The 12,607-nt window shown below is 35.7% G+C and carries 13 protein-coding genes; 2 read left to right on the top strand and 11 right to left on the bottom strand.

The genetic code is table 11. The annotated features are described in order from the left end of the window. Window positions 1-57: 57 nt before the first annotated feature. The 9 genes from K0B81_05490 to K0B81_05450 all read right to left on the bottom strand — a co-directional run bounded on the left by K0B81_05490 (window position 58) and on the right by K0B81_05450 (window position 8,397). Window positions 58-1,062 carry a MoxR family ATPase gene (locus tag K0B81_05490; protein ID MBW6516054.1) on the bottom strand — a complete coding sequence of 335 codons (1,005 nt, stop codon included), beginning with the start codon at window positions 1,060-1,062 and terminating at the stop codon, window positions 58-60. Next, complete coding sequence (locus tag K0B81_05485) at window positions 1,055-2,056, bottom strand: flippase-like domain-containing protein (GenBank protein ID MBW6516053.1); 1,002 nt, start codon at window positions 2,054-2,056, stop codon at window positions 1,055-1,057. The genes K0B81_05490 and K0B81_05485 overlap by 8 nt, the downstream gene beginning before the upstream one ends. A gap of 71 nt (window positions 2,057-2,127) precedes the next feature. After that, complete coding sequence (locus K0B81_05480) at window positions 2,128-2,970, bottom strand: class I SAM-dependent methyltransferase (GenBank protein MBW6516052.1); 843 nt, start codon at window positions 2,968-2,970, stop codon at window positions 2,128-2,130. A gap of 10 nt (window positions 2,971-2,980) precedes the next feature. Further along, window positions 2,981-3,964: an NAD(P)-dependent oxidoreductase gene (locus K0B81_05475; GenBank protein ID MBW6516051.1), complete on the bottom strand. Its 984-nt coding sequence runs from the start codon at window positions 3,962-3,964 to the stop codon at window positions 2,981-2,983. Then, on the bottom strand, window positions 3,961-4,767 hold the full coding sequence (locus K0B81_05470; GenBank protein MBW6516050.1) for a hypothetical protein: 807 nt from the start codon (window positions 4,765-4,767) through the stop codon (window positions 3,961-3,963). The genes K0B81_05475 and K0B81_05470 overlap by 4 nt, the downstream gene beginning before the upstream one ends. Beyond that, window positions 4,755-5,546: a geranylgeranylglyceryl/heptaprenylglyceryl phosphate synthase gene (locus tag K0B81_05465; GenBank protein ID MBW6516049.1), complete on the bottom strand. Its 792-nt coding sequence runs from the start codon at window positions 5,544-5,546 to the stop codon at window positions 4,755-4,757. Before K0B81_05465 ends, K0B81_05470 begins: the two co-directional genes overlap by 13 nt. 56 nt (window positions 5,547-5,602) lie before the next feature. Then, window positions 5,603-6,430, bottom strand: a complete 828-nt coding sequence (locus tag K0B81_05460) for a geranylgeranylglycerol-phosphate geranylgeranyltransferase (protein MBW6516048.1) — start codon at window positions 6,428-6,430, stop codon at window positions 5,603-5,605. Further along, window positions 6,427-7,317 carry a polyprenyl synthetase family protein gene (locus K0B81_05455; protein MBW6516047.1) on the bottom strand — a complete coding sequence of 297 codons (891 nt, stop codon included), beginning with the start codon at window positions 7,315-7,317 and terminating at the stop codon, window positions 6,427-6,429. The genes K0B81_05460 and K0B81_05455 overlap by 4 nt, the downstream gene beginning before the upstream one ends. 45 nt (window positions 7,318-7,362) lie before the next feature. Continuing rightward, complete coding sequence (locus K0B81_05450) at window positions 7,363-8,397, bottom strand: Gfo/Idh/MocA family oxidoreductase (GenBank protein MBW6516046.1); 1,035 nt, start codon at window positions 8,395-8,397, stop codon at window positions 7,363-7,365. Window positions 8,398-8,738: 341 nt separating this feature from the next. Between K0B81_05450 and K0B81_05445 the strand changes: the two genes are divergently transcribed. After that, entirely contained in the window at window positions 8,739-9,179 is a 441-nt protein-coding gene (locus K0B81_05445; protein ID MBW6516045.1) for a hypothetical protein, read from the top strand. 3 nt (window positions 9,180-9,182) lie between these two features. Continuing rightward, window positions 9,183-9,956 (top strand): prepilin peptidase, encoded by a 774-nt coding sequence (locus tag K0B81_05440; protein ID MBW6516044.1) that lies wholly within the window; start codon window positions 9,183-9,185, stop codon window positions 9,954-9,956. A 6-nt stretch (window positions 9,957-9,962) separates the two neighbouring features. Here K0B81_05440 and K0B81_05435 read toward each other — a convergent pair whose 3' ends face one another. Together K0B81_05435 and K0B81_05430 are read right to left on the bottom strand one after the other, a co-directional pair. Continuing rightward, a complete protein-coding gene (locus K0B81_05435; GenBank protein ID MBW6516043.1) occupies window positions 9,963-11,237 on the bottom strand; it encodes a DUF512 domain-containing protein in 1,275 nt (424 codons plus the stop codon). A gap of 47 nt (window positions 11,238-11,284) precedes the next feature. Continuing rightward, window positions 11,285-12,337, bottom strand: a complete 1,053-nt coding sequence (locus K0B81_05430) for an AI-2E family transporter (GenBank protein MBW6516042.1) — start codon at window positions 12,335-12,337, stop codon at window positions 11,285-11,287. Window positions 12,338-12,607 lie beyond the last annotated feature (270 nt).

Genomic DNA, 12,607 nt, shown 5'->3' with positions numbered 1-12,607 from the left:
GTTCAAGATCTTTTCCCTATCAGATTCTCTGTTTATCGATCAATTAATAAAGCAGAACTATTTAGCTGATTCATCCAGATGCTTGATAAGTTTCTCCACGACAGTCTTGGCTTTCATACCTTCAGCTTCAGCAGCAAAGGAAACGATCACTCTATGTTGCAGAACTATCACCGCTACCCTTCTGACATCTTCTTCCGCTGGAGTCGCTCTCCCATCGAGAGCAGCTTTGGTTTTGGCTGCTAAGACCAGATATTGAGAAGCACGAGGACCGGCACCCCAACTAACCCATCTTTTAATAAAGTCTTGTGCCTCCGGATAATCAGGTCTGGTAGCCCGGGCAAGTTTTACGGCATAATCAAGAACATGTTCACTGACTGGCAAAGTAAGGATCATTTTCTGCATTTCAAGTATTTCGTCAGCGGTAAGCACCGGTTCTATATTAATCGGATCAGAACTGGTAGTTTTGATAACTATTTCACGTTCTTCTTCATAAGAAGGATAGTAGATATTGATATTAAACATAAATCTATCTAATTGTGCTTCCGGTAGTGGATAGGTGCCTTCTTGTTCAATGGGGTTTTGCGTAGCCAATACCAGAAACGGTTGATCAAGATTATAGGTGCTGTTTCCGGCGGTTACCTGATATTCCTGCATTGCCTGTAGGAGAGCGGATTGGGTCTTGGGGGGTGTTCTGTTGATCTCGTCGGCTAAGATGATATTGGAAAAAATAGGACCTTTGATGTATTCGAAATATCTTTTCCCATCTGCCTTACTTTCCGCCAGAATATCGGTTCCGGTAATATCGGAAGGCATTAAGTCGGGTGTAAATTGAATCCGGCTGAACTTGAGATTCAACGCTTTAGCAAGTGAGGAGATCAACATAGTCTTTGCCAATCCGGGTACACCTTCAACCAGACAGTGCCCTTTAGCAAAGAGGGCTATCATAACCTCTTCGATTACCTTATCCTGTCCTATTATCGCTTTTCTTAATTCTTGCAAGATCTTCTCTTTGTCGGTCTTTAATTTTTCCAGAAGTGCAATCCTGTTCTTTTCGTTACTCATTTAAAACTTCTCCTTTATTAATTATCGTCAATAATTGTACTCCACTGTAACTGTAAGAGATTAACCCGATAGTTACAATGATCAATCCTGTCAAGATATGAGAAAAAAGCATAATGGCCCCTGCTTTATCTGCCTGCATGCCAAAACCGGCTGCAAAGATAAGAAACATCAATAACTCATTGCTACCCAACTGAGCTGGAGGATGAGGAATTATATAGGACAGGTAGATCAGAGTATAACCGAGTAAAATGTAAAAATAGTTTATGCTAATTCCAAATGCTAAAAAGAGAGCAAAAAAGAAAAAACTATCGAAGAAGATGGCGATGATCGAAAAGAGTATCACCGGGAGCAGCAGTTGCTTATGGTCTTTGAAAACTGCTAAACCTTCAACAAACAGAGATAGAGTCTCATCTAACTTAACCTCATATTTAGTCGGAATGAAAAAAAAGAGTTTTTTTAACAAACTTACTATCTTGCTTTCGGCATAAATGGCTGATATGAGGATTATACAACCAATTATCAATAGCAAAGAAATCAATATTAGCAAGATATTCAAAGTAGCAGGTAAAGAGACCGAAAGAAGCGGGACAAGCAATAAAACGAACAAAATCCCGATCGAGTCAAAGAGTTTATCAACAAAAACAGATGGTAGAGTTTTCGTCATTCTGGTTCCGTGCATTTTCTTGATGAAATAGCAGCGCATCAATTCTCCAACTCGGAGAGGAATCAGATAATTAGTGAAGTTTCCTGCCATCATGATCAGATAAGATCTCATTTTTGATAACGGTTGAACTCTTTTAAGCAGGAGATTCCATCTTAAAGAACGAATAAAATAAGCAGATAAATAAAATAGTATACTAATGATCACATACTGCAATTTCAAATCTTTGATCATCTGGGAGATCGTACGGAGATCAACTAATTGCAGCCAAATAGCTGTAAAAATAATGCCGATTAATGTGCCTATTACTATAGTCAGTATCTTCTTTTTCATATCAGTTCGAGATAAATAAGAATCGGACTATTATCTTTAGAGATAATAATCTTTCCTCAGTCAAATATCTATTACCTGCCTTTCTTTACGTATAGATAATAATGATGATGTGACCAAAACCGTTTCAATAAATTTGGCAGTTTTTTTTCCAAGCGATTGTATTTCATCATTTTTTCGGGGAATTGGTCATCATCTCCACGATAATAGTCCATTATAGAATTCTGATGCTGTTGCTCAGTATGCCTATCAAGCAAAAAACTTAAGAAAAGTTTCTTGGCTAAAACTTCTTTTTTCATCCCTATATCAGGCCAAGGAGGGCAATCTATCAAACCATGTTCGACTTCTTTCCAACCAAGATCTAATAAAATCTTGGAAAAACAAGCAGGTCTGATCCATTTAGTATTAACTATATCTTTATAACCCCTGGAACTGCTTAGAGACTGAAAAATGAATCCTAAACCGCTTCTATTAGGAACTATCAATAAAATCACTTTCTTAGCCAGGCGGTTAAACTCCGCGAGAAAACTGCTTAAATCTTTAACAAACCAAAGGGCTGAAAAATTCCAACAGAGATCAAACTCTGCATCATCATAAGGCAAGATCGAAAAATCTTGTGAGTATTTGATATCAACAGGTAGTTTTCGTTCCTGCCAGATGGTTTCGACCATTACTAAACGTTCACTATTACTATCTATCAGGGCAACTTCTTTACCTTTAAGCGCTAGATTCATACTATTAATACCTGATAAACCGGTGAATCCAAACAGAGGTGCCTCTAAAACCTTTTGAATACTATACTGATCGCAGACCCTCTCCAGAAGCTGATTAATAATTACTCTTTCGTAAGAAGAGCCGAGCCCTTCATTCTCATCTGTAAAATAGTTCTTCCAATTGGTTATTATCGGGATAGCCATTATTAAATACCTACTTGATATGATGAATTTTCTTGTACCAGTCTATAACAATCTTGAATTCAGGAATGGTTTTTCTGGGTTGGATGGTCAGCTCCTTGTAGCTTGGTGTAACATCATAGAACCAGCTATAATTTATCAATCTGAGCTTGGTATGTAAGCTGTTGAATCCGTATCTTTGGCATAAAGTTGTTATTTTGCGAAATTTTCTGGCAGAGATATATCTGTTTTCAGGATAAGGATTGTCTCTCAATCTATGACTGATGAAATCCACAAGTTCTTTTAGTTTAACTGGTGAAGGATCCGCAATATTGTAGATCTTATTCCCGGTATAATCCTCTACTGCAAGCTTGTAGAATGCTTCAACGACAGTATTAATATGCGCTAAGTGGATTCTGATTGCCAGATCAGGTAAAAGAAGAAGCTTTCTGTGAATCAACTTCACTAATGTATAGGGAAACCCATAATCATTTTCACCATAAGTTATTGTCGGTCTCAAGATGACACTCTTTAGTCCGGAAAGAGCATATTTTTTGATGATAGACTCTGCTTTAATCTTTGTGTAATGATAAAAATTATCAGATTGATATACCGTATTAACATTTGCAGGCAATTCTTGAGGAATAGCACCATAGACACCTACAGACGAACAAAAAAGTAATTTGGAATCATTCTTGAGACAGTTTAAAATGATCTGTTCAGTAGCTTTGACATTCGTATCGTAATAGGTTTTCTGAGGGTATTTACGACCACCTCGTAAAGCACCAATATGAATTACCGTCTCGAATTTGCTCTTATCTAAAAAATCCTTTAAAGAATCAACTGATGACAAATCCAGTTCAACTATCTCACATTTATCGGTTAAATCTTTTAATTTGGTACTATTCGTACCGGGTCTGACCAGTACTGCGAAATCTTGTTTTTTAGAAGCTAATACTCGGGCTACATTCCGACCAATAAATCCGGTTGCACCTGTTAGTAAGATACTTTTATTCATCTCTCAAGAAAACTTAGCAATTTATGCAGAATATTTCCCGAATTCTTTCTCTCGTTTAGAGGTGATATTTTTTGATTAAATAGAGCAATTTTTTCATTAGAAATAATCTTCGCCGCATTATCATATATGAGGGTATTTATTTGCTCTTCTGAATAATTATCCAAGAGCATATTTCTGAGTTTCAATAAAGAATACGATTTGCTGATACAATGTTCATCAGAAGCTATGAAATGCAAAAATCCTCTATGAAACAACTTCCAGACTGTCTTAGAAATAGTCGGACCATAATGACCTAAAAAACTACCGGAATTTGCCTGTAGATAGACATTTCGATATATGAGGTCTTCGGCAACTGAGATATCTTCAATTATGTTTACATACCTTTCCGGATGAGCAAATATTGGTTTATAACCCTTTCTGACCATATAAAATAGTACGTCTAATAGATTCATTGGAAAACCGTTGAGTGCGGTCTCGACCAATATGTAGTCACTATCTCCCATACGAAAATCACTAAAGTTAATATTCTGGGCTTGCGAATCGGTCAAATAGAGCTCCAATCCGCAATGTAGTCTGATGGTGATATTCTCCTGCTCTGCTGCTAACTTCAAAGAATAACATTTATCCAGAATATTATTTTTGGTATTATTATACTCGCCAGGAATATAATGTGGTGTAAGAAAAAGATCAGAGACCCCGCTATCCTGAATCAATTTAAGATATTGCAAAGAAGTCTCTAAATCAGGTGAACCATCATCAACACCTGGAAGTATATGGGAATGGATATCTATCATTTTCGCCATCTATGAATTGCTTCCACAAAATCAGCTAATAACTGGTGATTCTCTTCGTCTTCCATGACTGTACCGGTTACAATAATATCTGCTCCGACTGCAGCAATTTCTGATGCTGTATCAGCTTTTCTTATTCCTCCACCGACGATAATCGGCAGATCTGTTGTTAACTTTACCTGTTTTATCATTTCCAGAGGAACTGGTTGATTGGCTCCACTACCAGTTTCTAAATAGATCATCTTCATCCCAATATACTCAGCTGCTAAAACATGGGCTATTAGGATATCGGGTTTGTCTCTCGGAATGGGCAAGCTGTTGCTGACATATTGGACAGACGTCAATTTCCCCGATTCAATGAGTATGTAGGCAGTACTTATCGACTCCAACCCTAATTTCTTTAGCAAAGGAGCTGCTCTTACCTGCTCACCTATCAATAACTGAGCATTACGGCTGCTGATCATATTAAGGAATAATATAGCATCAGCTAATGGTGAATAAGTATTCAAAAGACCAGGAAAGATTATGATAGGGATTTTGACCAGTTTTTTCATTTCACGCAAGCAGTTATCTAGATTGTCGTGAAGAAGCAAACTGCTCCCTATTAAAAGCCCATCAACACCTTTTTGTTCTGCTAAAACTGCTAAGCTTAAAGATTCTTTAACTCCAGTTTTATCAGGATCTATAAGCACAAAATAGGCAGGTTTGGGCATTTGTAAGATTTGTGAGTAGATCTTGTCATTCTGATCTTTAGAATACAAATTTCCGTTAATACTGTCTAAAGTACTCATCCCAATTCTATCCTTAATTTATTATTGAACTATCTGAGGTAAAAAGTTTCTCAACCTCAAATTACTATGATATATGTTATCAATAAAATCAACATATGGATCTTAATAAATACTGAGCTGCGGTGTAACCTTTCCGGATTAATCTTGATTAGCAGATATAGGTAAATAAAAATCAAAGGGATCAAATAGACTAATATAACTATCTCGAAGAGACTTTTCGATATTAGTTTCTCAATATAATAAATATACAAACTGATAGCAAGAAGTAAAGCTGGTATTAGAGAAATATAAACAGCTTGCTTTTGTCCGAATGCTGTAGCATAAGTCTTAACACCGATTATTCTATCTGCCTTTTCATCCTCAGCATCTTTAATGATCTCTCTCACGAAAGTATACAAAATTGTAAATATAATAAGAGGCAGTATATTAAGAATATTGTTAGTAATTACGGCACCATACAATAAAGCACTACCTGTGATATAAGAGATAACCAAGTTACCCCAAAGAATTGTGTTCTTCAAAGATTTGGCATAATGATAGAGAAGTATCGAATTGAGAACTGCTATAAAAATCGCCCAGAAGTTGATCGTAAAAATGCTGATCGATATCCCGAACATGAATAAGAAGAGGGCATACATGAAAGCAAATTCCGGTTTGAATACCCCTCTGGGTAATAACCGATGAGGTTTATTGATCGAATCAATTCTTATATCGAAGAAATCGTTAATTACATAACCACCTGCACCGATTAACATCGCTACTAACATTGCTATTAATAGTACAGGATAGCTCTCAACTTCCGTGTTGAGCCAACCTCCAACAAGGACAGCAAATCCAATGAACAGACAGTTAAGCGGTCTTATAATTAGAAGATAATTTTTCATATCGGGATTCTTTCTCTTATCATGTAAATGTATTCGACTAAAACTTCGTTGTTAGGCATATTTTTAATCAGTTTGTAAGAATCATCCAGCAATTTCTCAGCAGTTTTCCGCGCTTTATCTAAGCCAAGTATCGCTGCATAAGTAGCTTTGTTGTTACGAGCATCTTCTCCGGGCTCTTTGCCCAATATCTCACTCGTTCCAATCTCATCAAGAATATCATCTATAACCTGATATGCTAATCCGACATTGAGAGCAAAACTCTCTAACGCTAAGATAACATTCTCCTCTGCGTCAGCTAAAACACAAGCTAAGTCCATAGCTGCTTGTAATAACGATCCTGTCTTCTTCATATGGATATACTTCAGAACATTTATTCTTGCTTTGGTACTAGTAACTAATACGTCAACAGTCTGACCACCGATCATTCCTCGAGTAGAAACAGCTCGAGCCAATACTCCGATGCAGCTTATTGCCTTCGAAGCATTGTTTATATCGGTTAAAACCTCAAATGCTTTAGTCAGCAAAGCATCTCCCGCTAAGATTGCTGTTGCTTCGTCAAACTTCTTATGACAGCTTAGTTCGTTACGCCTTAAATCCGAATTATCGATAATGGGCAGATCATCATGTATCAAGGATGCTGTATGAACCATTTCTAAAGCACAGGCAGCAGGTACAACAGACTGTAATATTGCGGCATTTTTCTTCTCTTTTAACATTTCATAGGCAGCAAAAAAAAGTATCGGGCGCAACCGTTTACCACCAGAAAAAAGAGCATAGTGCATTGCCTCATATAACTGCTCAGGATAGGTTTTTATCGGCGTTAAGTAGTCCCTTAGTGCCTTATCAACAATCAATTGTCTTGACTCAAAATATCTTTCCAATACCAAATTCTACCTCTCTTATTTGAAGTACTGTAGTTTGTCTACTCTAGTTCATACTTTTAAAGGAAGATTTATCTTCTTCCCACTTTTAACCGATTCATAAAAAGCTAAGATGATTTCCAAGGAACTTCTACCATCACGTCCATTAGTATAAGGATTAGTCTTTCCTTTAAGTGATTCTATCACATTTAAGTAATAGGGTAAATGACCAGAACCGTAGACTGTCAATGGTTGATAATTTGCCTCTTCCAGTAAACGATCATCATCATCATAATCTTCAAATTCCCATTTATCTATCTTATTTAATGCTATGCCCCCTACTTTTACTGTTCCTTTTTCACCTATTACTGTTATAGAACCTTCGTAATTTTTAGGATAAGTGAGCATGGTTACATTGATTGAACCTATAACTCCATTACTAAATTTTAATAAGGCAACACCGGTATCTTCTGCTTCGATCTTCCTCGCCATAGTAGCAGACTCTGCCATAACTGAATTAACAGGTCCAATCAACCAATAAAGAGCATCAACATAATGACTCGCCTGATTGAGAAATGCTCCACCATCATATTGCCATGTTCCCCGCCAATCTGCCATATCGTAGTAAGTTTGAGGTCTTTGCCAAAAAACATTAGATTGTACTAAATATATCTTGCCGAACCTGTTCTTAAGTATTGCATTCTTTAATAGCAACATTGTTGGATTCAAGCGATTCTGCTTTACAACATAGAGATGAACTTTGTTAGCTTCACAAGTTTCAATCAGTTCATCTGCAGATTTTAGATTTATTGCCATCGGTTTTTCTGTTAAGACATGAATCTTTTTCGTGGCTACTGCTATGCCAATCTCGGGATGTAAGCCGCTCGGAGCACAAATAACTCCCAGATCAATCTTCTCTTTGGCTAACATTTCATGATAGTCTGTGTAATAGGATGATAAATTGTATTTCTCAGCTGCAGCTGCAGCTCTTTCTGGTATGATGTCGGCACAGGTAACAAATCCAGCATTTTCCAATTGTTCTGCTGCTTCGAAGTGCTTTCCGGATATTCTTCCGCACCCTATTAATCCCATTCTTAAGATACTCATTAAGACTCCCAATAAACTCCCAACAGCTGACAATATCCTAGGTCATTATAAAATATTTGTTTCACTTCATCCTAAGTATATTTAAGTCAGTATTTCTCACATATTACTACCATACTTAACCTTATCAAATTGTCAACAAAAATTTGTCGGATAAGGAGTTAGAAACCTGAGTTTATAAAAATTCTCTTAAACTCGGTCAGATGAATGATACTAATAAACAAAGATGCGTTAATCAATATGAACTACGAAGGAAATGAGAATTAACTCAAGGGGTTCGCTGCTTAAGAAACTCTTTGACAAAAGAATGAAGTGTAATATCTTGTAAAAGAGAGGAGGAAAAGATGAATAGGATAATCTTATTAATAATCGTGTTCTTAATGTTTACTGCAATATCCTTATATTCTGATGAATGGAGTTTAACTAATAGTAATCCTTATATGAATTTGAATGGCATTTTAAATCCAGCTAACATGAGGATGAATCATACTATGTCTTTTATGACCGGTTTCTCATCTGATGGACAAGGATTCTATCAATCAGTTTATACTAATCACCTCTTCTATAAATTTCATCCGAAGCTTGATTTTAAGGTTGATCTTAACTTTGTGAATTATGGGACTGCAAAGTGGGAAGATAGTTTTTCTGTTAAAGCTAACAATGATAATAGAAGTCAGATCATACCTGAGTTTTCTCTTCACTATCGTCCTTCTGAAAATACAAGTATTAGATTCGAATTTCGCTCGATGGGTTTACATCAACGCAGTAACGATTGGTGGTGGTAAGTATTGCCCATTGCTGTCGAAATCATTTTAATCATCATCATTGGTTCCTCCTTTGGGAGTTTTTTCAATGTCTGTATTTATAGGTTACCCCAAAAAAAATCCATAGTTTATCCTTCATCTTATTGTCCCAATTGCTCACAACCGATCCCCAAATGGCTTAATATGCCAATAATCGGTTTTTTTCTTACAAAAGGAAGATGTCGGGAATGTAAAACAAAGATACATTGGCATTATCCTGTGGTAGAATTTATCTCTGCTCTATTGTTTCTGTTGCTTTTCTTCCGTTTTGGGAGCTATTTTTCCTTTATATACTTTAAATATGCCCTCTTAATAGGTTTCCTTATCATCATCTTCTTTATTGATCTCTATCATAAAATCATTCCGGATACTTTGTCTCTACCACTAATCATTATTGGATTGATAACTATCTGGCTTCCCTATAACGATGTATCTGTAAAATCAGCTCTCACGGGTGCTGCATTTGGGTTCTTACTATTTTTTATTATCCCTTATGTTTTTTGGAAACTAACAGGTAAAGTGGGAATTGGTGGTGGTGATATTAAACTTATTCTTGGAGTAGGACTATTTATTGGTTTTATAGGAGTAATTTTTTCTATCCTTGTCTCTTCAATAATAGCTCTGATTACTCTTCCGTTAATTAGATTTGATTTGAAAAAGGAATTTCCATTCGGAACCTTTATAACTATAGGAGTACTTCTCTATCTTTTTATTGGTAAGCAGATAATTGACTGGTATCTTGATCTTATTCTGTTATAAACTCAATTAATGTATTATTTTCCAGTCAGTCCATAGTTCATTAATCACTAATACTTTCCGTTGCCATCGTTCACTTAATTCATCTTGATGGATACCATCTAAAGTGAAGCCATCTACATTGAACATATTGCTGCTGAAGGCAAGGTAATCGGGAAGAGATTCTCTCTTCGACAATTCTCTTTCAATATCTTGATATGTTAATAAACCGGATACCGTAACAGTATCCCCAAAGAAACTATTCTCAACTACCAAAACTTCGGCTCTTTTCTCACCAAAGATATGATTTATACTCCCAGCAATATGTCTGATGTATTTGGCAGCAAGTATACCGGTTACAAAGAGTAAGGATTCATCTGATAGGAGCTTAGCAAATCTTTGTTGTTTCCTTTGCCAGTTTTTTAGCATAGCCCTTAACATACCAATACCGTTTTCTATCTGACAAAAGTCGTCATAATACTGAATAGAGGGTATTTCTATCCCTGATAATATAAAAAGCTCATCAGCACAATAGATCTGACTGAAACCTGTAGAATTTGCTAAAAAATTAGCTAAATTTATGACTTCTTTTGCTTCATTCGCAGTGATATTTCTTAACGGATAAAGATCATCTCTATGTTTTGTCAATCCGACAGGTACTAAGCCGATTGAAAGGGTGTTAATATCAGGATGAGTTAAGTCAATGATTGTCTTTCTTAATTCTTCTTTATCATTCATCTTGGGAATAACGACTATCTGGGTATGAAAGCTAATCCTATTCTGTGATAGAAACTTAAGCTTATCCAGAATATCAATTTCTTGCTTATATCCCATGATCTGCTTTCTAAAGGTCGGGTTTGTAGTATGAACAGAGATATAGAGGGGACTGATCCGTTCATCAACTATTCTTTTATAGTCTTTGTCTTGCAGATTGTTCAAAGATATATAATTTCCATAAACAAATGAGAAAAGATAATCATCATCTTTCAGATATAGACTTCTTCTTAGTTGAGATGGCATCTGATCAATAAAACAAAAGATGCATTTATTGGTACATTTACGTATTTGATATTTTCCCGGTTCAATACCTAATTTTGACTGCCAATCTTGGGTAATTGTTACCTTCCTTATCTTTCCGTCTGCTTGTTGTATATCGAAATTCAGTATAGGATCTGAACAGTAAAACTGGAGCCCTATGAAATCATCTATGACATTTCCATTGACACTAATAATTACATCATCGTTGGTAATTCCTGCTTTATCAGCAATACTCCCTTTGACGACTCTGGCTATTCTTAAAGGCATAACGCTTGCAATATTATAAGCTATAAAATCAGTGAAAGATGACTAACTTATTCGTCGCTTATGATAGCTGATATGATGCTAAATTCGTTTACTTCTTTGATGATAATGTTTATTGCTGATGTTATTGGTATTGCCAGAATCATACCGACAGCTCCCCATACCCAACCCCAAAAGATAAGTGAGATCAAGACAATTATCGGGGAGAGATTAAGTTTTTCACCCATTAAACTAGGTTCTAAAATATTCCCAAATACCATTTGAGTCATGGTCAAACTAATCGTAATACCAATAAACTGCCAACCAAATCCGTATTGTAGCAAGCAGATAAATATTGGAAAAGCAGAGGCAACAAACGAACCGATATTGGGGATAAAATTCAGAACAAATAAGAGAATCCCTGACATCAGAATAAAGTCGATCTTGAAGAGCAACATAAATAACATACCGGTCAATGCGGTGCCTAAACTAATCAATGTCTTATTCAGAAAGTATTTTGTCATTTGAAGTTGAATATTATTAATCAACTTAAGTGTTTGTTTATTACGACTCTCAGTCAGTACTTTCTTTACTCGATTACCTAATCTATCTATTCCTGCGACTATGAAGATCAAGAAAATCAATGTTAAGAATAGTTTTATAAAAAAGTCAAAGAAAGTACCCATTGTCCCTGTTACAAAACGGGTAATGGAAAAACTCCCTGGCGATAAAATTTGAACCTGATTAAACCAATCTGGCATTTTGGAAAAAACTCCTTCCATTTTCAAAATCCATTCCTGTAAACTAGCATATGATTGATTTATTAGTTCAATCATCTTCTCTTGATATTTAGGGAACTCAATGATCAAGGAATAGATAGCCGAGTAAAAAATGAACAGGATCAAAGCAAAGAAAACAAAGATGATCGTCATCATTATTAGAATAGCAATCAATTTAGGTATCTTTCTTTTATAAAGAGCAGTATTGAGCGGTGCAAAGATAAAAGTCAAAAATATAGCAAAAGTTAAGGGGATGAATATTGACCTTAATTCTTTGAGGATTACTACTATGATTGTCATAGCAATAATGCCGAGAGAGATTTTGATCCACTTGTTATCGTTCATATTATACTACCTGCTTTTATTGAGTAATTTCAGAACCCATCAAATATTTTGTTTTTCTTCAATTAGCTAACCACATCCATTTGTCAAGTACAAACTACTATTCAAATCCAGAGAAAATCAAAAGAGGTAAAAACTCAAAGAGCACGGATTCTAAGATTGAAGCTATACAATAAGAGTTTCACACTATTAATGAAGGATGCTCTTCTTAATAGTTCATCTTTCAAGGTAGAAAGAGCTAAGTTAAGATTTTATGATTGACAAAATAATGAG

This window comes from Candidatus Cloacimonadota bacterium, assembly GCA_019429305.1.
In the GTDB taxonomy this organism is placed as follows: domain Bacteria; phylum Cloacimonadota; class Cloacimonadia; order Cloacimonadales; family JAJBBL01; genus JAHYIR01.
This window is presented reverse-complemented; position numbering and strand designations above follow the sequence as displayed.